We start from the raw sequence: 19,566 nt of genomic DNA, 5'->3' as shown, positions 1-19,566 counted from the left end.
TATTGCTAGTTGCAGGTTGTGCCAGCCAGACGTGTAGGGTGTGCTTGATACGTTGTAGGTTAGGGTTGTGCCAGACGAGATGTACCATATTGCCCAGTAGAGTGTTCCGCTTACCTGTCGTATCCCCGCATAAGCTAAGGCGCTTCCTGCTGTGCTCTGGGTAAACGCTAGTGCCCATTGGTCTTCTTCGTTGGTGTCTGGCGGCGCGTTAAACCTCACATAAGCACTTAAGTATACAGGGTTGTTTCCCGTGATGCTCTTGTAGGCTCCGCTCCAAACGTTATTAGCTCCAGAAGAAAGACTACAACCGAGATGGTATGTTCCTTGGTGTGGGCTAGCCGTAGATATGGCGGTGGTGCCATCTTGCCCATCCCAAGCTGCTAGGGTGCCTGTTTCAAAATCATCAGCAAACAAGTGACCAGTTGAACTCTCTATAAACACTGCAGTTAAAATGTAGTTAGCGTTCATAATGATTGAACATGGGTTGTCTGAGCCATAGTTTGTTCCGTTTCTAAGCCAGTGACTAAACTGGTAGTTAGAGCCAGCGATAGCAGATACCTGCACAATTGTGCCGCTAGAATACAGATATGAGCCAGCGCTTGGGTTTGTTGAACCTGTTCCCTGAACGTTTATGGTTAATCTATACTGAGTTGTACCGCTTGGAACTATAGTTACAGCATTCGAATTTCTTGTTGTTCCATCAGCCAATCCGTCGTTTGGTGTTACTCTGCAGAGCCACTGTTCCCCTACGGTTGTTTCCTCGTTTGAAAGAGTGGATTGTATGCTAAGACCATTTCTTGTATCCGTGTAACGTAGATATATCTGGTTGGCAGAGATTGCTTTAGGATAAATTCTCACTTCATCAAGGATGCCTTTGAAATCGTTGCTGGTTCTGTCCCGAGCTATCTCAAGAGGTCCCTTGTTAGTGTCTACCATGCCGCCTGAATATGGATAGCCCCAGTCTCCCAGAAGAGTGCCTAGGTTACGGCTTCTTGCAGCTCCATTAGTTGCCATTATTCTTCCAGACACTCCAGATAAGAAACTGGCTTGGGCTCCATCGACATAAATTCTTAAGCCTACTCCCGAATCGTATGTGCAAACGATGTGGTGCCATTGTTTTGCGCTGTCACTTATCGTAGCCACGACAACATGTTCAATAGACAATGATGCGTTGCTGGGGTCGGGAGTGTAAACATACCATGATATTTGGTTGCTGACTGCATCTGATGCAAAGTCTACACGATACCCCACTCCCGAAGGAGGAGTGTATCCACCTTTAGAAAATTCGTAACGATGATGTTTCCACAGCAAAGTTTCATTTCCTGTGTTTTCTGTTGCTTTAACCCAGAATTCCACCGCTATTTCCTCCCATGTGCCGTCTCCTCCCAAACTGTTTCCCTGCTCCTCAATCCTTATGAAATCGTTACCGTCGAAGCTGTAGGCACCACCAACTTTCCCCGCACTTGTCCAAGATGCACCAAAAACATTACCTATGTTGCCGCGGTCAGAATAATCCTTCGTATAAGCAAAGCCGCTGTACTCTAAATTAGAGCTAGTTTTCGAGTCGAAGGGTAAAATTAGGTTAGCAATAGAAACACCGTTCTTAGCCCAACTGTAAATGTTGGTTACAGGATTTCTATCAGGATCACTGGTTGATTGATTATTACACACTAAGTTATCATTGTCGGCGCTCCCTGAAAGGAGAGGAGTCCCGTGCGTTGGGACATTGTTAGGCGTTGGTGGCGAAGGAGGGTATGATGCATTAGTGTAAGGTGACCCATAGGGTACGTATTCGGAGGCACCTAATCTGCTTTCGCTGTAGAATTGTACCTCGCTTCTTGCCCGTTGCCTCCCCTCTAACTGTTCAGACCGACCGAGTGTATCAAAACAATAAATTACCCCACCCTGTGTTAGCACAAGCAATTCATTTAAGCCACCGTCATTGCGGTCAACATCTTGAACGACCGACTCAATAGCTCTGTGTTGCAGGTTGTTAGCCGTATAAGCTACGAGATTAAAGTTACGATCATACACCTGAACCATGCCCCGATTACTATTATTCTGAAACTCGAAAGTCGTAACTATAATGTCCTTAAGTCCGTCGCCAGTGACCTCGCCAACGGTAGGGCCTTTCCAAGAGCGCGTAGGAACAGTACCAACCAGCGTGGTATTAATTGAAGCATCTAGCCTCCAATTCCACAAGTCCCAAACGGTAACATTGTCATATTCACCCTCAAAACCATCCGCGCTAATTATTTCTAAACTCCCGTCGCCATCAATATCATATACTGATGATTGATAGTGATTGCGTCTTTCAGGGATGGAACCCCGGAGAACAGTGCCTTGGTTGTTTGTTAAGGGTCGACCATTAGAAGAATTCAACACCATCACACCTCTGCTCAAGTCCGTGGCAACTATGTCGCGTATACCGTCTTTGTTGACATCGGCAATCATGGGAATGTTGCTGCTCATCATCCAATCGTAGACATCCCAGCGCGAAGTCAAGTTTTCAGCCCAAAATGACCTCAATCCACGGCCCCAACTGCCATCAACCATTCCAGCTATGCTGCGATCTGCCATATACAACTCATATACTCCATCGTTATCTGTGTCGCCGAGAGATAAGCCGCCTGCGCAGGGGTGCCAAACTACTCTTCGCCGAACTTCCCGTACGTGACCAGTGGACGGATTGTATTCATAATGGATGATTTTCCCTGTTTCAGGTTGCTCTTCATAAGCCATAATGCCTAAGAAGATGTCAGGATAACCGTTTCCGTTAACGTCGCCAGCCACTGGACTGGAATCGCATCTTCCACCTAAGTTTGTGAAAGAATCCATAACTGTGCCGTCTTGTGCATTCAATATGTACAAGCCAGCGGGCGTCTGAAGCGGGACGATTATCTCAAGGTCGCCGTTATTGTCAACGTCTGCCATTTGAATTTGGCATGTGTCACCCACATTGTTGATTTGCCTTGTCCAAATTTGAGCGCCAGTTCTGCCATTAAGACAAGTGACGCGCCCATTCGTATTCGGCGCTACTGGACCTCCAGCATGGAAGACCTCTTCACCTGCAATATCCGAGCGGGCATCAGCAGTTAGAAGCGCTTCTCCGCCTACCCCTACAGAACCTGTCCATTTCACAGTTAGCAAAATTGGGTCTGCTGCCGAGGCAAACTCGAAACTTGAAAGGGGGACAAGCAAAGATAACATTAAGATGACAAATAACAGACTATTAAATGACCTAAACTTCTTAAAAAACCGCTGTAAAAAAACCATTAATTACTATCTCCTAAAAAGCTTGGTTGGTTTTATCGATTCAAAAGAGTTTAATTGGCGATATAAAGTGTTGCTGTAGGCAATTCACAATTACACCCGCTCAAAAAAGAAAGCGATTCTTAGAATAACGTGTTTGCGCTGTCTGAAATGCTCCCCTTGTAGCCTTGTATCAATAAGTTTTACAAGTGTTCAGTGCCTAAAAAATGCTTCGAGTGTACGTTGTGGTTGCTTTGTTTTATTCTTTTAGCTAAATTTTTCTCGTTTAGGCTGTTTTAGGGCTTCCATGAGTATAACACATATTTGTGGTTGCTAGACTGAGACAACAAGTTTTCATATACTTCCAATACATAAATGACAATTGCTTGGATGCTTGCATGGTTAACTGTGACAAGTGTGGAAGACCGCTAAATAAGCCGATTAAAAAGTTGGAGAATTCCCTGTTCTGCATTGAAATGTACAGATGCAGAAAATGCGGCGCCACGTACAGGGAAGCATATTATCAAATAACGAATTAAGCTCACGCGAACGGGGTAAAAATTCTACTGAGTTTTGTTATTTCAGTGTGAACCAGCATTAGCTTTTACTTTTCTGTAAATTTGTCTTTTTTGCGAAAGGAGTATTAGTCTGCTGGGTTAGGAGGGTCTGGTGGCCAAACATCAGGCAAGGTTTTCTTTCGTTTTTCCTTGCCTTCTTGTGTTGGCACATGGCTTGATCCATCTGTCACTATTTTTTTGCCCCTCAAAGGGTAACTCCTTTTTTTTGATTATAAGATTGAATACTGGTAAGTATTTTGAATTCATAATATTAAAATTGCTAAGACAAGCGACATGTTAATGATTGATATCTATGGCTCACTGTCCTAATTGTGGCAAAGAAGTCAAAAAACCCTCACATGTAATAAAAAATTATAGTTTTACTATTCAAGTTTTTAATTGTGGAAGCTGTCATCATAACTTTAGGGTTACAATTAACGAGTCAAGCTACATGCTGATTGACGAGCCATCCGCTCCAGAAATATTCACCAACAGTAAATAAAATAACCAGACAACCTGTTCTACGAGTATTTTGGAATTTTGTAGATTGAAAAACTAATATGACTCTCACTTAAATGACATGTAGGGATAACTGTTGAGTAGTCAAGTAATCTCTTTGCCCGACGGGCGGCAACTGGGTTATTCTATTATCGGCGAAGGGAGACCTGTCTTGTATTTTCACGGCACAGCCAGTAGCCGCCTAGAAGTGCTTCTCTTAAAAGACTTGGCTGAAAAAGGGAAGCTGCAAATAATTTGTATTGACCGACCTGGCTATGGCTTGTCCACCTACAAACCAAGGAAAAACTTGCAGGATTTTAATGACGACGTTAACTTCTTGACTGAGCACTTGGGCATTGAGCGGTTTGGTGTTTTAGGTTGGTCTGGCGGAGGCGCTTTTGCTCTTGCTTATCTGGCTTTTTTTCCAGAACGCGTCACGAAAGCAGTTATTGTGGGCGCACCTGCTTTACCTTTCGATGCTTCAACGGCACATAACATGCCTTTTGCACGTTATATCATGAAAATGCCTTTTCTTGGGCATTTCGCTATGAAACGCATGAGTCATGAAGTTTTAAAAGCCAACGGCGACGTCGCCGCTTTTTTGAAGTCAAAACAAGGAAAACAGATGCTTCACGCTTGCTCTAAAGACGACCTCAAATTCTTTTCTGACCCCTCTTGGATGGCGTTAATGTACCAATCGATTGCTGAAGCCTTTCACCAAAGAAACTCTGGCGTAAAGGCTGTAGTTGATGAACACCAGAGGTTTCTCAAGCCGTGGGGTTTGCCCTTTGAGAGGGTTTCCTCTGGCAAATTGGTGATTTGGCATGGGGCTGAGGACAAGACTTGCAGGGTTAACAATGCATATGACCTTTTGTGTAGTGTTCCCTGCGGTGTTTTGAAGATTTTTCCTGAAAAAGGTCACTGTGTCATGTTTGATAATCTACAGCAGTTGAGTGAGATTTTAAAGTAAAAGATTCCCTTTCAGCTTTTTAGGACGGCTTTTCCAATTCTTGTTCACGAAAACATTTATCTTTCGTTTAATTAAACGCGTCTAATGATCCCTACATATTTTGGAGTCTTACGAGCCGCAGGTTTCATGGCGAGCGCTCCAGTTGTAGCATATGTGCTCAGTAAAACGAGACTAAAAAGAAAAAAGGTTAGGGGTTCTTTTTTATTTCGCGGCTTAGCCAGATGAGTCCTATGACAACTACGGGGATTCCAATGATGATTGCAACCCAGAATAGAATTGTAATCAGTGAGTCTACAACATAGTCTAACGGCCAAGTTGCAATGGCTATGTTCCAGTTTCCGTCGATGTAAACTTTGATGGCGAAAGCAATAAAGACCAATAGAGAGATTCCGCTTCCGCTGTCTCTGGTGCGTGAGCTTTTGCCAAAGAAATGGTATTTCTTTTCCTCTTCAGGGAGTCTCTTCCACCATTGCCAACCTGCCACTGCGATTATGATTGCAGGGATTCCGATGAAGATGATTAGCCAGAAAATTGCATGCAAGATGAAGCTGACAAGGTTCCCCATCGTCCACAGACCTAAAGTCGTGGGCACCATACTTGTTGATTGGGCTTCACCTACGAACCATAAGAAAACATAAACTGCCGCGACAAATAACAAAACAGCCACCACAACAAATGCTGCCATTATGCTCCAATGTTTTCTTAAAAATTTTTTCCACTCAGACACATTTTCATCCGCTGTCATACAATTCCTCTCCTAATTTCGAATTAAGATAATATTGCCAGCAGGTATTTTGTTTTAAATATATAATTTTTTGCATTGGATGAAGATAGGTGTCTGGGTAGCGTAGCTCAAGGAAGGCATAAATATGTTTCTAAGGATAAGAAAGCAGAACAAAATTTGTCTGCAAGTCTTATAATTATTTCGGCGGTAATCAAGGAGACAACCATGAGTCGTTTAAAAAAGAAAACAAAAATCTGCATAGTTGCTTGTAGCGTCTTGAAAGATGAAATTAAAAAACTTGTAAAAGCGGGCGAGTTGAATGCTGATTTGCGTTTCGTCAGCAAGTACTTTCATGTGGATTATGCTCAAATTGAGAAAAATCTTCGCCCTATGATTGAAAGAGCCCTCAAAAGCCATCCTGAAAACGTTATACTCGTCTATGGTGACCTGTGCCTTGGTATGGACAACGAGATGAAAAGGCTGGTTGAAGAATACGGCATCGTTAAGGTTGACGCTCTAAACTGCATTGACTGTCAGCTTGGAGGAAAAGGAGTGTTCCTTGAAGCTGATCCGCATCATGACCTGATGTTTCTTTCTCCTGGAATGCTGGACTTTTTTGCGCATATGAAAGAGATGATGCGGAAGGAAGGCGTCAGTGAAGATGTTTTCAAACAGTTCTTTAGCGGCGTAAGGGGAATAGTTATTCTTGATACGCTGGGGAACGTTGCTGAATTGAAGTTGAAAGTGGAAAAGTTAGACACGGGTCTTTTGATTCTTGACACGAAGACCGTTGGATGCGGTAACGTGAAGAAAGTTATCGATGAGGCTATTGATAGAAACCAAAGTCGTATAGGTGGCAAAGAGGACAAACGCTAATCCGACATATAGAATAGTCCATGTGAAAGTTTGAAAAATTGGTTTCGGTTGAATTTTGTTTTCTGTTTCCTGAATTATTTCAAGTTTCGAACTATATCTTGGTTGGAGCGTAGCTTTAAGAAGCTAAATGGGTTTTAAGTGTCGTTAATCGTGAGATAAACGGAGAAAATCAGAAGGGAACAAAAAATGAACACGACAGTCATTGCAATAGTGCTGGCTGCAACAGTTCTCAGTCCAACGGCGTTTGTGATTTTTGAAAGCGCTCAGAGCCAGATGGTTGAGTTGAACACTCAATTCAACGATGTCGTGAATGGAACGATGAGCTTCTTTGATGATGCTTGGGAAGTAGCGAAAGAGTTTCAAAATCCAGATTATGATTACAACCCTTCTATGCTGGGAAATCATACAAGTATAGGGAACTCGCCTGCTAGTTAATGGCTGATTTCTTTGTCTTCGTTTTTCTGCAGGGTAGTTCTCGCTTTCATTTAGACTGTTTTTTATTTTTTTGGTTGGTGTAGCATGTTGCTTTGGATTAGTGGCGTATGGCTGGTGAGGTTGATTGGGCGTGGCTTTAGACTTAATTTTTTGTTTGTTCAACTTGCTGTTGACTGTTGTTTAAGTTATGTTTATATTATTGGATGGATTATCCATCCTATAGTGCCACCAAAACTTGGCACGTGTGAGTCTGTAGCCATCATGGATGGTGCCGCAAAACGAAAAACCGCAGCCTATCGCGGGGGATTCGAGGACCTGCCCGACTTGGGTTCCCTGCGATAGGTTAACTGGTTCACAGTGCTTTTGGTTTAAAATATTACATTTTTTCTTTGAGATAAAGTAGAGTGGCGGGCGGGGAGGGATTTGCACCTCCAACAAAGCGGGAGATTCATCCGTAAAACCCCTTTTTTCCCGAATCCGAAAGGTTGCACTGCTTATAAGCAGAAGGACTACTGCTGTTTATTGTATACTTTTTCTGCAGTTAATTGCTTAATATTCTTGGTACTTTACTTGATCAACAAATCAGGGTACCATCGTTCAGCCCTTTCCCAATAGTGTAAGAAGAGGTCTCTGCACCATTTTAGGAACTTCTCGTCAGTGCCGAACAACCCCAGATAATCTAACACGCCTTTGTGGGTTCGGAAGACGACGGATGCTTCTTTTTCGCTAATTACCAAAGCGACAGGGACACGTTCTATGTATCTGCTGCCAACTAGGACTTTGGCATTAGAGCCCGACCAATTTTTTGCCAGATTCTTCTGCATGATAAACTTGAAGTCTATTCCCTCAACCATTTTTTCTTCCGCAGGGTTCTTAGTGGTTGAATCGACCTGCTCAGCCATAGTCCAAAACTGCTTCTCCGCTACAGTCAAAATTTTTCTGACCCGATTAAAGCTGGATACTGCTTCTGTGCAAAACTCTGCGTTAGACAACTCCCCAAGCCTATCAACAAACTCATATGGCAAACAAGACAAATCGTGTTCCAAGAAGAAATCAGCGTTCTTCAGAATAAAATTAAAGCCTGTAAGATAACCAGTAGCCAAAGTTCCCAGCGAAGTGATCACGTAGGAGCCATCAACTTTTTTCTCTATCAGTTTCGCATCCGCTAACCTTTGAAGATGCCTAAAAGTTTCGGTGACAGTCATATCAAGGGTTTTAGCTATCTGCTGCATCTTGAAGGGCTTTTTCGCTATTTCAAACAGAATGCTCGCTCGCCGATTGCTTGAGAGCTCAAAGAGTACTTTTGAAATTTCTTCATTTTCGTCCAAAGGGTTCTCTTCCAAACATTCGAATGCGAAATGATTTGCATCCTTGCGAAATATTTCGTTTCGTCAGCAAATAAATTTTATCGCCTCAAAAAGCCATGAAGCATTAGGTGTGAGAAAAACGATGACAAACACGAACGAAAAAGATGAACGGGACTTCTCGATTGAACTCAAGTCCAACCAACATCTCCCACGTCTCTTGACCTCCTCAAACGGCAGCAGCGGCGGCGTACTCATAGAGGGAACACTTGGTAGACTGCAGCATGCATTCTTCGTGGAACCTGAAATACTTGAAGTCAAAGGCAGCTGCGGAGTTTTGAGGGTGAACTTGCGCATGAGTGAGGTTAAGGAACCAATTAAGAAAGATGATGGGGGTGAAGAATGATGAAGTTAAAAGAGAAAATCGCCTTCGCAGTGTTCGGTCTGCTGATCTTCTTCCTTTCAGGCGGTGTAGCATGCAGCTATGGTAGCACGGGCGCAGTCAATCCAGTCTTGGCTGTCGTGCTCGGCGTAGTTGTCTTCTTTGCTGCGGGTGCAGTAGCCTGTACAGTCGGTAGCAGCAGAATGGAAAAAAAGAAGGCAACCCAACTCACCAAATAAGCGGTCTCACGATAATTCGGCGATATATCCTCCTTTCTTTTGGGCAGGATGCTTGTGTTCGTTGGCACGGCATCTCTGCAAAATGAATCAACGAAACAAAAATGGAGTGTGATGTGTATATGAGAATAAGTCTAAATCAAACAAAAAGTTCAAACTCAAACGGGAAATCAAGTAGAGCATTTAGTCTATCTCTCTTGGCTGGAATCTTAATTCTATGCAATTCTGCACTCGTGGGCATCTCAGCAGAGTGGCTGCCTTGGTTGATGCCTACACTTCCAGGCTCAGCAGGTAACGATGCGATGGTTCTGTATACGCTTTCAGCGGTTGGAGTTACATGTAGTGTTCTAGTGTTTCTTGGAGCCCTAATGTTGTGCACCAGATCAGCCAGTAAAGCGTGGGGCATATTTGTTGCAGTTTGTTCTATTCCAAGCATAATTTGCGGTGGAGGATTCGTCGTCGGGATCATTTTAGCTGTGCTGAGTGGAAAAGCGGCGTATTCGACACGAACAGAAAAATCAGTCACTACTCCAAACTATGGTTCCTAAGTTGATAGTCAGGAAGCAAAATGATAGAAGGCAGTTTCAAAGATTAGGATACTCCTGTTTATGTAAAATTCAGGGAGCAGTTTTTAGGGTCGAAAGAAACTATCAACGTGCTGAGGTTGGTAGTCTTGTGAAGTCGACTTTGAGAATGTTTAATCCTATTTTTTGCCCAATCAAGGTCTGTTCTTGCTTGAATGAGTTTCTTTTGAGTTTGTCTGCGACTTCAACGGCAATAAGCTCTTCAGAAAGCGGAAATAGCGGTTTAAAAAATACACCAAAAACGGGCGGGAATCATTTGTGGCGGGCGGGGAGGGATTTGAACCCTCGACCCCCAACTTAGGAGGCTGGTGCTCTATCCGTACTGAGCTACTCGCCCACAAGCATCAGCCACTTGTAAAAACAATTTAAATATACAAACCCTTCTGAAAAACCAACGATCTCTGCTAAGCAAAAACACCTCGGCTAGCGAGTACACCTCCCTAAAGGGCACCCCACTCGCACCCAAGAACTCTGTTTTTGCACGTGTAGAATTCATCCACCGTTTCTAAGGAAAAGAAGAGATAGAAAGAAGTTTCCCACTCTTCAACCATAATACCAAAAGTCTTTGTTTATCACTGTTTGTCCATCAGTTGCGTTAACATGAAACGTTGTTGTGAAGTGTGTCTGCGAATTTTCCGGATTTATAACGCAAAAACTAATGTAGACATTGTAGGTATGTCCATTCTTTAGGGTGACTGAATAGTAATCGGCACCACCCGAAGCTTGATGAAATTGAAAAGCAGTCGATGCTCCTGTTTGAGTGTCCACAAATTCTATCTCTTGAATGATTGTTCCAGGAAGATAAGTAACACGTGCATATCCTGACACCGTCACGTTATCTTTGACGAGGTAAAAGCCAATGGCTGCTACGCTGCCCATAACGATAAGGAGAATGACCAGGACTGCAACTACTCTTCTCATAGACACCAATCACGCTCTAAGACAATGTAGCCTTATGAGGTTTTGCCTTCCAAGCACTTGTTAACTTAGTAGTCATACCCTTGATATTGACAATGCTTCTACGGAAGAATATCCGCTTAAAGACTTATAACTAGATGTCAACAATAGGAATATAGGGATAAAGTATGAATAGAACACAAAAAGAGTAAGAAATTACTAAGCCCTAAGGCTGGTGCCCTATCCGTACTGAACATCGAGAAAGAGTCTATTTAGGCCCCTCTTTACTCGCCCATTTTTCCCGTCCAGCACCTCAGTAAATTGGTTGGGTGTTATAACTGTAACGTTCATCACTAACGGTGCCCGAAGGGCATGTGTGAGAAGTCTTTTTTAAACTTGCATTAATACACTCAAATTGCTAATAACAACCACGGTAAGACCTATAAAAGTGAAAGAGAAGCCTGCGTCTACGAATCTTTTTGTTAATCCCCCGTTTAAGCCCTTGCTTAGTCCAATTGCCTTGTAGAAGGCTAAGCCTGTAGCTGTAACGGCAATTAGTTTGATGACGCTCATCAATATCATGTTTGTGCCTGCTATGCCTGCGAGGAGGGGGTTGGTTTCGGTTGCGCCAAAGAAGGTGATGCCAACGACAGTTGTGAGCAGATCCATTAAGCCGACAAGTATTATCGCTGAGAGGAACAGTATGTCTTTTTTCATGGTGAGGGGTCTTCTTTGGGTTTTAGTTATTACCAATCTATATTACAAACAAGCACTTACCCTTCTAGAATGGTGAAGAATACAACTGATATACACGTATGCAGGTGTTTTGACAGGTTTAATGTGAAGATTTTTTGCTGTTGGTGGGTTTGTTGCTTGGTTTGTGTGAATGTAGGTTGTTTTGTTGTTCTACAAATGACCGATAACCCGCAAGCACATTGGGAATGTTATGGTAAGAAACGGGTTTTGATAATTTCTTTTATCAAAATGGCTTAAATTGGTTCTAACGCATTTTATCGGTCATGGATACAGGTGAGCATTCCATATATTATGTTCTAAACGATGAGACAAGAAGAAGACTTATTCTTGCTTTAAAGGACAAAAAAGAGGTTGCTTATACAGACCTGCTTAATGCTCTTCAAATCGAGAATACGGGCAGGCTAAATTATCACTTAAAAGTTCTGGAGGGGTTTGTCTCCAAAAACAGTAAGGGGAACTATGTTTTGACAGAAAAAGGCAAGGTAGCTTCGAAACTCTTGCTTGGCTTTCCAGAAAATGAAGAGGAGTTATTCAAGCAGTGGATTGTTGCCAAACTGAAGACAAGACAGGAACCAGACTACCTCACACCTGCTTGGGGTTTATGGGTCGTGTCCTTGATATCTTTGGTGATATTATTAGCGTTTGACGCTCTCAACGTTCGCACCTTTATTTTTCCTTGGTTAATGTTTTTCACGGGGCTCCTTTATTTGGTGAGGTACCTAAGGGAAACACGAAAAAGGAAAGGGTTCCTGCTAACCGTCAAGAAACCAGCTTAAGCGTTAGCTACCAGAATCGCTTTTACTACTGTTAGTACGTATTGGCTTGAAAGAGAAAGAAGCAACGCCATTACGATGTTGAATGCAACAATCAAATAGGCAAATCTCTTAGACAGCATAATAGCTCACAGTGTCAGTTAGTTGTCGTTTGCTTAATAAAATGTATCCAAACTTGTCATATCTGACTGTAGATTTCAAGGTGTGAGGTTTGAACTCTCAACCCCAACTTAGGGGAGTAGTGCTCGCTGTTTCTTTGCTGGTTTTGTGTGGGAAGGTTTTTTAATAATATTTACGTTTAATATGTGCAAAAGACATGTGCGATATGATGTGTGCATGAGTAATATTACCGTTAGAGTTCCCGAAGAGTTAAAAGGCCGTATGAGACGTTGTAAAAAAGTTAACTGGAGCGAGGTTGCCAGAAAAGCGTTTGAAGATGCCGCACGTAGAGAAGAAATAGAGTGCGCTGCAGAGGCAATCAAAAGCCTTCGTTTGGAAAGCAAAGGTGAATGGGATGGGGCTAAGGAGATACGGAAATGGCGAGATGCTGCGAAGTAGTACTAGATTCCTCAGTGGTTGTTAAATGGTTTAGTAAAGAAGCAAAATCTGATGAAGCACTAAAATTCTTAGATTCGTACACGCAGGGAACAACTACGTTGACAGTTTCGGAAATTCTAATCTGCGAAGTTGGCAACGCTCTGAGGTATAAACCAGACTATGATGCACAGAAGTGGAAAACAGCCCTAACTCAACTATTTAACCTCCACTTGAACGTAGTTCACCTCAACCAAGACCTCACTAATAGAACAGGCGAGATAGCTTATGATGGAAAAATCACCTTCTACGATGCCTTGCCCGTGGCTGTTGCAGAAAATAAAAAAACGGTATGTATTACAGCAGATGAAGAGACGCAATATAGAAAACTTCATCCAAAAGGATACCATATCGAACTATTATAACAAGTGGCAGGCGGGAGGGATTCGAACCTCAGTGTAAGTGGTGGTATTATCCTAAAAATGATGATGCCCAGCAAATCTTTCAACACCTTATCGCCAATCCACAGCTAGCCCTCAATTATTTTTGCATCTTTACAGAAATTTATGGAGAAAAACAGAAAATTAGACGAAACTTGTAAAACTATTAGTTTATTCAGTTGTTTTTCTCTTGATTTTTCTCTCTTCTTCATTCGCACTATCCCAAAATATGTCAAAATAGCTTTGAACCATTTTAACGAAATATGGGTGATTCGAGGTCAAAACTACCACATTATCCTTTTTAGGGTATTCTGAAGCTGAATAAAGGACTAAATGTGCCCTATTTCCATTGTAAATTGCCGCAGAAACTGGAATTTGCATGGGAGAAACCCTGACAATTGCAGGATTTAAGCTCTTAAAATGATTCATTGAATCAACTACTATTCTAATCTTTAAATCTTTTCTGAGTCTAGTTTTCGATATTTCGAGCTCTCGTGTGTATTCTTCGTTAAACCGTTCAATCTTTACAACAACATCCATAGTTTTCGCATCTTTATTCCATTTAGCTAAAGCATTCCCAAATCTTTTCATTCCGGTTATCAATGTGAATTCATATTCTTCGGTTTTTTCCTGTAAAGTTTTTTCCTCTTGTTCTATTTTTCTTAACTTTTCCTTTTCTTTCTCCAATTCTAAAAGCCGTTTTCTATTGCGCTTTATTAGAACTTCTAAAATGTGGCTTGGCGGTAAAGCTCGGTAGTAGGCTGGCGTTCCGAGGTTTTTTTCAATTAAACCGCTTTCATGCAGTTCAACAATGGATGGGTATATTTGTTGCCGATATACTCCTGTAGCCTTTTCCAGTTCTTTCACGGTTGCTTTTTTGAGCTTAAAGAGAGCGACTAAAAGCGTAGCTTGTGCTTTAGTGAGCCCAAGTTCAACCAGTGTTTCAGAAACTTCCTCCAACGAGTCGCCTCACGTTTAATCAAATATGTAACATTAGTTCTTTTTTAAAATTTACTAAAGACCATGTAAAAAAATTTTTTTTCATAATTCAGAAATACTGACATCAGAAATGTATTATTTACAAATAAATTAAAGGAAAAAAGAAAAATGAAAAAAGTAAATGGCATAAAAAAACCAAATAGTATATTCGTTACATTTGCAGTTGCAGTACTTTTAATTCTGTTAATATCTGTGACTTTCGTTGCATTGCTAAATTCTGATATCATTGTAGATGCTCAAACATCTAATGTACCAAGCAATATGCTCCAGTACGAATGGTCACAAAATACTGCCTCAGCTCAACGAACAAACTTTGCTGATGGACCTAGCCCATCGCAACCCAACATCCAATGGATCGCTAAAATACCAAATCTGCTCCAAGGTCCATGGGCCTTCAACGGTCTAGTTATTGTGCAAACTTGGGGATTTATTTATTCGGGAATCCGTATAGGAACACAAACAATTGCTTTAGACAGATCAACAGGAAAGATTGTGTGGAATATCACAGCATCTGGTAACATTGCGAAGCTCGACAATACATACATGCTGATAGGCAGCAATTGCTACAAAATAGCTGACGGCTCGCTTGTATGGACAGGCCCATCTGGATTCAGCAACGGCGGAGGATGGATGCAAGGGATAAGTTACATCCCAGAACTTAAAGCGGCTGCAAGCGGTGGTATACTGTGGAACCTTCAGAATCCAGCACAGCTGCCAACAGCAATATGGAATAGAGCAAACATGACCGACTATGGAATATATAGCAGTGAATCGCCGCAGGTCTACGGAAATGGAGTAATAGTTTATTCTACAACTTTCAATTTCTTAAGAGGTGTTAATGCGACTACAGGACAAACCATCTGGACTACACCAACGACGACAGGTTTCAGTTACGGCATGAGTTACATTGATGGTAAGATTGTGCACGGAGGCTACGACGGAAATATGCGAGCTTGGAACATAACTACAGGTGAACTACTCTGGACCTTCAACCCTGGTACTTACTACAATCAGTGGGCCATAGGGACAGCAGTAGCCTATGGCATGGTCTACGAACATAATCAAGATACTTATACCTACGCGGTAAATGCTACAACAGGCGAACTAGTATGGAAATCTAAAGGACCTGGAATTGGTTACTCAAACTATCTAACTGTTGCAGGTGGCAAAGTATTCATCCAAAGTGGAGAAAATCAGTATCGCGATTTCGCTACCGGCGAGTTTGGCTATTCAAAGTTTGATGCTTTGGACGCTTTCACCGGAGAAATTGTATGGTCTGCACCCTTTGAAAACGGCGCGCCGAATAATATGCAGTGCAATGCTTATGGCAATTTGTATGTGATTCCAACCACATCTTCAGCCTCCAACGACAGCTATACTTACTCAGGTGGAACTGCTGGCACGGGTTATCAGGAGGAAGTATGGTGTATAGGAGACACGCCAAGAGACTGGCCCATGTTCCTAAATGATCCAGAGCATTCAGCTAACGGTTTTGGTCCTACAAACTTAATGCTTAAATGGAAGTTTACTGCAGGAGCAGCTTTTGCGTCTTCGCCGACATTTGTCAACGGAGTAGGGTATATAGGTTCGAAAGACGGAATCATTTACGCTTTTGACGCATCTACTGGACAGCAGATATGGAATTACACGGCGGGTCTTATGATTTATTCTACGATGGCAGTTGCAAATGGTAAACTCTATACGGGCGCTGACGACGGTAGCATTCACTGTTTAGATGCAAAAACTGGCACCAAGGTATGGACAACTACATTATCTGGAATAAAACCCACAGCGGCAGTGCTTGCAGCTGGTATAGAGGCTGTAGTTAGCTCTCCAATAATCTATAATGGCAAAGTATATTTAGGCGCATTAGATGGCGTTATTTATTGCTTAGACGCTAACAGCGGAACAATCATTTGGCAGGTGCAAACTGGAGGACCAATCTATGCTACTCCGACGATTGTCGATGATAGTCTTTATATTACATCTAGCACCCCTACGGCTGGAAGTTTCTTTAAGCTTAATCCAGCAACTGGAAACATCATACTAAATACAACACTTCCTTACCCTGATACTACAGTATCTTATGGAATGGGAAGAAGCATGGTTGCATCTCCCACAATCGGTAATGGTGTAGCTTTTGTGAGAACCGCCTTGCTCTACAATTACGCTTTGAATACAATAACCGGCGAAATTCTTTGGACATACAACGCCACTATTAACCCTGGTACCGCACAGCAGAATGGGGGCTGTGGACAGGTAAACGCTCTTTACAAAAATGGCTTATTCATATTCAACGATTACTATGGTATAACTGCTCTTAACGCTCTTGACGGAAGCCTTGCGTGGCAATCTTATACTTCACGAGAAAACGTTGCACAGGGAATATCGTGCTCGTTTAACAACATCTATGTTGTAAATGAGGCAGGAATAATGCATGTTCTCGATGCTCAAACCGGAAAATCGTTATCCTACTACTCTTTCAATACTCAAATGCACTCAATACCTACCCCCTACAATGGCTCACTCTACGTTGGAACCAACGATTGGAACCTCTACTGTTTCAGCGAAGCCCCTCCCGCGACTATAGTTTCGACCAGTATTACCTTCGAGTTGCGACCCAGCAGTATTGTTTTTGGTGATACAACTACTGTTGCGGGTAGCATAAACAACGTTCACAGCGCAGTCCCGATGAATGTGTACTTTAGCAAGCATGACAGTTCGCTTCCAGTCAACATCTCTGCAGTAACAGACGAGAACGGCGGCTTCACAGTCATGTACAAACCTGACATAACTGGTGATTGGACAGTATTTGCTTCATGGCCTGGAGATGCTACTCACTTGGCAAGCAGTAGTCAAAGCCAAACCTTAACTGTGACTGAACCGCAGCAAACAATGCCTCTTCTCAAAGCAGATGTTGAAGCAGCACTATCTGGTTTGATGCCTCTAATCATAGGCATAATTGTAGCTGTTATAGTGACTATCTGTATCAGTATATACACTATCGTTGCAGTGCGAAAGTTGAGAAAATGACCCTCATTTTACTCCTTTTTTTTAAACACCCACTTTTAGTCCTAATCAAAGTGTCCTCGCTAATCTGCTTACCACTCCAGCGCTAAATACACCATTCGACTTAGTTACTTGTGCCTCTAAGAACCGTTTGGAACTTGTATCTAGATTTTATGCACCAGTTTGTATGCGGTGTAGATTGTGAAGGCAAGAAAAACTATTGCTGTGCAGCTAAGGAAGCCTGCTATTGCGCCGTACCACCAGACGTCTGAGTCTAAGTGGAATGGTCCTCTGATAAAATAAATTGTTATCGTGATTGCGGCTGAACTAATCATCGTTGAGGCGGCTAGGCGAAGCCTTTTTGCTGACAGCCCTCGTTTTATGGCTAAAATAGCTGCCGAGACGACTGAGGCAAGAAACAGGCAGACTAGGAATCCTGCGGCTGCGCCTATCCAAAACAAATCGGAACGTGTGAAAAAATTGGCTTGAACCAAATAAGCGATAATGCTTAAGCTGGCGGCTAAGAAAACAAGCGTTCCCGCAGCGCGAAAGACTCTTTTGGTCATGTGTTCTTGTTATTTGTTGGGGTTGATTTTTAGCGTTTGCGCAAATGCCGCAAGGTCTTGTTTACTACATACCTTGGAGGTTCTGTCTTTTGTTTACTATGTGCAAGTGGGGGCAAACTTTACCTAAAAAAGCGGTAGCTCACCAACCTATTAGGAGCCTATTTGGATGCTATTAGGAATTCTATGCAGAAACTATAGAGGGGTAGGCGAAATTACCGCTTTTCAACGCCAAAAGCATGCTGAAAATCTCGCCTTTAAATAGGGGGATAGGGTCTACCGCAAAACAGCAAACACTTCTCTTACATACGGAAAACCACATACTTCCCCCTTTACTCCGCTGTACTGCTTATGCAATAACTACGACCAAAAAAGCCCAAAACACAACCGACAGGTGGATGTTATACACAAGAATCCATTCTGCAACAATAACTACAAAAAAGCAACCATTGAAAAGCCAAATTAACAAATCTTGCAATGCAGGCTTCCTAAACAAGCTTTTAAGCGCTATCAAACTAGAAAACAATCGTGGTAATTTTGAAAACAACCACGAAAATAATTGACAGAATCATAAGAAACCCTGATGCCATATTGATACTGCTTGGTCTTGCCATGGTACTCACGGCGTTTCTACTGCCATTACGCATCGGACACCAAACAATCTTCGGAGGGCTCGGATTACTTACACTAATCATCGGAATAATAGTGCACAAAATCCTAGTCGGAACTTAACGCCAAATTACACCAATAACAATCCAAACTGTACTCCAAACTAAAATTAGCCTACCTCACGCCGTTGACAATGTTCAAAACCCAAACTTGCCGCCTCCCGCAAAAGCCTAGTCAATTCAGGCTTCAACTTATCAAAATCATCAACCACAACATGCTGCACCTTCTGATGAGATTCCGCTACCCCTCTGCTCCTAAGTAAACCCGAAGCCAAACTCGAACCCATAGCAAACTCCAAATCCACATGACCACCAAACTGACTAATCCAAACAAAATCCCTTCCATCAAGCTTATACCTAATTTGCCCATTCTTCACTAATTCAACACTTTCTGGAACAGACGCCTTAATTAAACTCCGAAGATTCTCAACAATTTCCTTTTGCGCTGGTTCAAGGCTCCCTAAAATCTCATCAACAGTACGTTTATTCACCATAGAATCACCACTAACTAAAAAACAAAAGAAATTTTTATTGCTTGTGGAAACAAGAAAACCAAACACCAAAAATCAGTAACTTTTATTTGGGTAAGTTTTTATGTGTTGATGATACATCAAAATGCAACTGCCTCGATAGCTCAGCCCGGTAGAGCGGCTGCCTTGTAAGCAGCAGGCCGCGGGATCAAGGCCCGCTCGAGGCTCTCAAACAATTAACATTTTGCGGTGAATTTACCTTTAAAGTCGAAAAAGGAATAAGATTGGGTTTAAGCGGGAGTTTCTTCTTCGCCTTTAGCCGCAAGTTTCGCTTTGATTTCTTTTGTATCCGTAATCAATAGTTTGTATTTGCGCGCTTGCGTTTCTACGATTTCGTTTTCGAAGAGTTTGCGCAGGGAGCGGAAGATTTTCTTAGGGGTTTCACCTGTTTTGTCTGCAATTTCTTGGAGGGTTAATTCTTTTCCTTCCGCTTGAAGGGTTGCAACAACTTTATCATCGGTCTTGTTGAGTTTCATACCATACACTCTCGCGTGTGCTATTTTCTTCTTCTATGGGAAAAATGCTTTTTCAAGTTTGCGGTAAAAAAATGGTTAAGGGGAGTAAACGCTTGGGTAAACC

General features: G+C 42.3%; 23 protein-coding genes and 2 tRNA genes. 12 read left to right on the top strand and 13 right to left on the bottom strand.

Going from position 1 to position 19,566, the window contains the following annotated elements; translation table 11 throughout:
* Both NWE95_02265 and NWE95_02260 read right to left on the bottom strand, forming a co-directional pair.
* The coding region (locus NWE95_02265) for a hypothetical protein (GenBank protein ID MCW4002720.1) at positions 1 to 3,141 on the bottom strand (3,141 nt) is incomplete at its 3' end.
* 754 nt (positions 3,142 to 3,895) lie between these two features.
* Positions 3,896 to 4,018 carry a hypothetical protein gene (locus NWE95_02260; protein ID MCW4002719.1) on the bottom strand — a complete coding sequence of 41 codons (123 nt, stop codon included), beginning with the start codon at positions 4,016 to 4,018 and terminating at the stop codon, positions 3,896 to 3,898.
* A 386-nt stretch (positions 4,019 to 4,404) separates the two neighbouring features.
* On the opposite strand from NWE95_02260, the gene NWE95_02255 reads away from it, so the two are divergent.
* Positions 4,405 to 5,277 (top strand): alpha/beta hydrolase, encoded by an 873-nt coding sequence (locus NWE95_02255; GenBank protein MCW4002718.1) that lies wholly within the window; start codon positions 4,405 to 4,407, stop codon positions 5,275 to 5,277.
* Positions 5,278 to 5,464: 187 nt separating this feature from the next.
* Here NWE95_02255 and NWE95_02250 read toward each other — a convergent pair whose 3' ends face one another.
* Positions 5,465 to 6,022, bottom strand: a complete 558-nt coding sequence (locus NWE95_02250) for a hypothetical protein (GenBank protein ID MCW4002717.1) — start codon at positions 6,020 to 6,022, stop codon at positions 5,465 to 5,467.
* A 204-nt stretch (positions 6,023 to 6,226) separates the two neighbouring features.
* On the opposite strand from NWE95_02250, the gene NWE95_02245 reads away from it, so the two are divergent.
* From NWE95_02245 to NWE95_02235, 3 genes are all read left to right on the top strand, one after another.
* Entirely contained in the window at positions 6,227 to 6,877 is a 651-nt protein-coding gene (locus tag NWE95_02245; protein MCW4002716.1) for a DUF1638 domain-containing protein, read from the top strand.
* Positions 6,878 to 7,063: 186 nt separating this feature from the next.
* Positions 7,064 to 7,312 carry a hypothetical protein gene (locus NWE95_02240; GenBank protein MCW4002715.1) on the top strand — a complete coding sequence of 83 codons (249 nt, stop codon included), beginning with the start codon at positions 7,064 to 7,066 and terminating at the stop codon, positions 7,310 to 7,312.
* Between the two features lie 84 nt (positions 7,313 to 7,396).
* Positions 7,397 to 7,654, top strand: a complete 258-nt coding sequence (locus NWE95_02235; GenBank protein MCW4002714.1) for a hypothetical protein — start codon at positions 7,397 to 7,399, stop codon at positions 7,652 to 7,654.
* Between the two features lie 224 nt (positions 7,655 to 7,878).
* On the opposite strand, the gene NWE95_02230 is transcribed toward NWE95_02235, so the two are convergent.
* Complete coding sequence (locus tag NWE95_02230) at positions 7,879 to 8,640, bottom strand: DUF1724 domain-containing protein (protein MCW4002713.1); 762 nt, start codon at positions 8,638 to 8,640, stop codon at positions 7,879 to 7,881.
* Between the two features lie 121 nt (positions 8,641 to 8,761).
* Between NWE95_02230 and NWE95_02225 the strand changes: the two genes are divergently transcribed.
* Positions 8,762 to 9,022: a hypothetical protein gene (locus NWE95_02225; GenBank protein ID MCW4002712.1), complete on the top strand. Its 261-nt coding sequence runs from the start codon at positions 8,762 to 8,764 to the stop codon at positions 9,020 to 9,022.
* The gene (locus NWE95_02220; protein MCW4002711.1) at positions 9,019 to 9,237 is read left to right on the top strand and encodes a hypothetical protein; all 219 of its coding nucleotides are present in this window, start codon (positions 9,019 to 9,021) and stop codon (positions 9,235 to 9,237) included. The genes NWE95_02225 and NWE95_02220 overlap by 4 nt, the downstream gene beginning before the upstream one ends.
* 136 nt (positions 9,238 to 9,373) lie before the next feature.
* Here NWE95_02220 and NWE95_02215 read toward each other — a convergent pair whose 3' ends face one another.
* The 4 genes from NWE95_02215 to NWE95_02200 form a co-directional block, all read right to left on the bottom strand.
* A complete protein-coding gene (locus NWE95_02215) occupies positions 9,374 to 9,760 on the bottom strand; it encodes a hypothetical protein (protein ID MCW4002710.1) in 387 nt (128 codons plus the stop codon).
* Between the two features lie 317 nt (positions 9,761 to 10,077).
* Positions 10,078 to 10,155, bottom strand: a tRNA-Arg gene (locus NWE95_02210).
* Positions 10,156 to 10,361: 206 nt separating this feature from the next.
* Positions 10,362 to 10,739, bottom strand: a complete 378-nt coding sequence (locus NWE95_02205; GenBank protein ID MCW4002709.1) for a hypothetical protein — start codon at positions 10,737 to 10,739, stop codon at positions 10,362 to 10,364.
* A 366-nt stretch (positions 10,740 to 11,105) separates the two neighbouring features.
* The gene (locus NWE95_02200) at positions 11,106 to 11,432 is read right to left on the bottom strand and encodes a DUF5658 family protein (protein MCW4002708.1); all 327 of its coding nucleotides are present in this window, start codon (positions 11,430 to 11,432) and stop codon (positions 11,106 to 11,108) included.
* Positions 11,433 to 11,734: 302 nt separating this feature from the next.
* On the opposite strand from NWE95_02200, the gene NWE95_02195 reads away from it, so the two are divergent.
* Positions 11,735 to 12,247 carry a hypothetical protein gene (locus tag NWE95_02195; GenBank protein MCW4002707.1) on the top strand — a complete coding sequence of 171 codons (513 nt, stop codon included), beginning with the start codon at positions 11,735 to 11,737 and terminating at the stop codon, positions 12,245 to 12,247.
* On the opposite strand, the gene NWE95_02190 is transcribed toward NWE95_02195, so the two are convergent.
* Positions 12,244 to 12,366: a hypothetical protein gene (locus tag NWE95_02190; protein ID MCW4002706.1), complete on the bottom strand. Its 123-nt coding sequence runs from the start codon at positions 12,364 to 12,366 to the stop codon at positions 12,244 to 12,246. The genes NWE95_02195 and NWE95_02190 overlap by 4 nt on opposite strands.
* Before the next feature lie 259 nt (positions 12,367 to 12,625).
* On the opposite strand from NWE95_02190, the gene NWE95_02185 reads away from it, so the two are divergent.
* Positions 12,626 to 12,802 (top strand): hypothetical protein, encoded by a 177-nt coding sequence (locus NWE95_02185; protein MCW4002705.1) that lies wholly within the window; start codon positions 12,626 to 12,628, stop codon positions 12,800 to 12,802.
* Positions 12,781 to 13,203: a type II toxin-antitoxin system VapC family toxin gene (locus NWE95_02180; protein ID MCW4002704.1), complete on the top strand. Its 423-nt coding sequence runs from the start codon at positions 12,781 to 12,783 to the stop codon at positions 13,201 to 13,203. The genes NWE95_02185 and NWE95_02180 overlap by 22 nt, the downstream gene beginning before the upstream one ends.
* A 186-nt stretch (positions 13,204 to 13,389) precedes the next feature.
* On the opposite strand, the gene NWE95_02175 is transcribed toward NWE95_02180, so the two are convergent.
* Positions 13,390 to 14,178, bottom strand: a complete 789-nt coding sequence (locus tag NWE95_02175; protein MCW4002703.1) for a hypothetical protein — start codon at positions 14,176 to 14,178, stop codon at positions 13,390 to 13,392.
* A gap of 147 nt (positions 14,179 to 14,325) precedes the next feature.
* Between NWE95_02175 and NWE95_02170 the strand changes: the two genes are divergently transcribed.
* A complete protein-coding gene (locus NWE95_02170; protein ID MCW4002702.1) occupies positions 14,326 to 17,250 on the top strand; it encodes a PQQ-binding-like beta-propeller repeat protein in 2,925 nt (974 codons plus the stop codon).
* Positions 17,251 to 17,390: 140 nt separating this feature from the next.
* Here NWE95_02170 and NWE95_02165 read toward each other — a convergent pair whose 3' ends face one another.
* A complete protein-coding gene (locus NWE95_02165; protein MCW4002701.1) occupies positions 17,391 to 17,792 on the bottom strand; it encodes a hypothetical protein in 402 nt (133 codons plus the stop codon).
* A gap of 534 nt (positions 17,793 to 18,326) precedes the next feature.
* Between NWE95_02165 and NWE95_02160 the strand changes: the two genes are divergently transcribed.
* Complete coding sequence (locus tag NWE95_02160; protein ID MCW4002700.1) at positions 18,327 to 18,521, top strand: hypothetical protein; 195 nt, start codon at positions 18,327 to 18,329, stop codon at positions 18,519 to 18,521.
* Between the two features lie 46 nt (positions 18,522 to 18,567).
* On the opposite strand, the gene NWE95_02155 is transcribed toward NWE95_02160, so the two are convergent.
* Positions 18,568 to 18,951, bottom strand: a complete 384-nt coding sequence (locus NWE95_02155; GenBank protein ID MCW4002699.1) for a DUF5655 domain-containing protein — start codon at positions 18,949 to 18,951, stop codon at positions 18,568 to 18,570.
* 129 nt (positions 18,952 to 19,080) lie between these two features.
* Here NWE95_02155 and NWE95_02150 point away from each other — a divergent pair.
* Positions 19,081 to 19,154, top strand: a tRNA-Thr gene (locus NWE95_02150).
* 63 nt (positions 19,155 to 19,217) lie between these two features.
* On the opposite strand, the gene NWE95_02145 is transcribed toward NWE95_02150, so the two are convergent.
* A complete protein-coding gene (locus NWE95_02145; protein ID MCW4002698.1) occupies positions 19,218 to 19,463 on the bottom strand; it encodes a hypothetical protein in 246 nt (81 codons plus the stop codon).
* Positions 19,464 to 19,566 lie beyond the last annotated feature (103 nt).

This window comes from Candidatus Bathyarchaeota archaeon (genome assembly GCA_026014725.1).
Classification (GTDB): domain Archaea; phylum Thermoproteota; class Bathyarchaeia; order Bathyarchaeales; family Bathycorpusculaceae; genus Bathycorpusculum.
The sequence above is the reverse complement of the archived record's forward strand: the minus strand, read 5'-3'. Positions and strand labels throughout refer to the sequence as shown.

Excerpts from the sequence above, each read along its gene's own strand:
- NWE95_02185 (MCW4002705.1), top strand. The coding sequence starts at position 12,626 with ATGAGACGTTGTAAAAAAGTTAACTGGAGCGAGGTTGCCAGAAAAGCG.
- NWE95_02190 (MCW4002706.1), bottom strand. The coding sequence starts at position 12,366 with ATGCTGTCTAAGAGATTTGCCTATTTGATTGTTGCATTCAACATCGTA.
- NWE95_02165 (MCW4002701.1), bottom strand. The coding sequence starts at position 17,792 with ATGACCAAAAGAGTCTTTCGCGCTGCGGGAACGCTTGTTTTCTTAGCC.
- NWE95_02200 (MCW4002708.1), bottom strand. The coding sequence starts at position 11,432 with ATGAAAAAAGACATACTGTTCCTCTCAGCGATAATACTTGTCGGCTTA.
- NWE95_02240 (MCW4002715.1), top strand. The coding sequence starts at position 7,064 with ATGAACACGACAGTCATTGCAATAGTGCTGGCTGCAACAGTTCTCAGT.
- NWE95_02155 (MCW4002699.1), bottom strand. The coding sequence starts at position 18,951 with ATGGTGAATAAACGTACTGTTGATGAGATTTTAGGGAGCCTTGAACCA.
- NWE95_02205 (MCW4002709.1), bottom strand. The coding sequence starts at position 10,739 with ATGAGAAGAGTAGTTGCAGTCCTGGTCATTCTCCTTATCGTTATGGGC.
- NWE95_02245 (MCW4002716.1), top strand. The coding sequence starts at position 6,227 with ATGAGTCGTTTAAAAAAGAAAACAAAAATCTGCATAGTTGCTTGTAGC.
- NWE95_02170 (MCW4002702.1), top strand. The coding sequence starts at position 14,326 with ATGAAAAAAGTAAATGGCATAAAAAAACCAAATAGTATATTCGTTACA.
- NWE95_02195 (MCW4002707.1), top strand. The coding sequence starts at position 11,735 with ATGGATACAGGTGAGCATTCCATATATTATGTTCTAAACGATGAGACA.
- NWE95_02145 (MCW4002698.1), bottom strand. The coding sequence starts at position 19,463 with ATGAAACTCAACAAGACCGATGATAAAGTTGTTGCAACCCTTCAAGCG.
- NWE95_02235 (MCW4002714.1), top strand. The coding sequence starts at position 7,397 with ATGTTGCTTTGGATTAGTGGCGTATGGCTGGTGAGGTTGATTGGGCGT.
- NWE95_02225 (MCW4002712.1), top strand. The coding sequence starts at position 8,762 with ATGACAAACACGAACGAAAAAGATGAACGGGACTTCTCGATTGAACTC.
- NWE95_02220 (MCW4002711.1), top strand. The coding sequence starts at position 9,019 with ATGATGAAGTTAAAAGAGAAAATCGCCTTCGCAGTGTTCGGTCTGCTG.
- NWE95_02250 (MCW4002717.1), bottom strand. The coding sequence starts at position 6,022 with ATGACAGCGGATGAAAATGTGTCTGAGTGGAAAAAATTTTTAAGAAAA.
- NWE95_02180 (MCW4002704.1), top strand. The coding sequence starts at position 12,781 with ATGGCGAGATGCTGCGAAGTAGTACTAGATTCCTCAGTGGTTGTTAAA.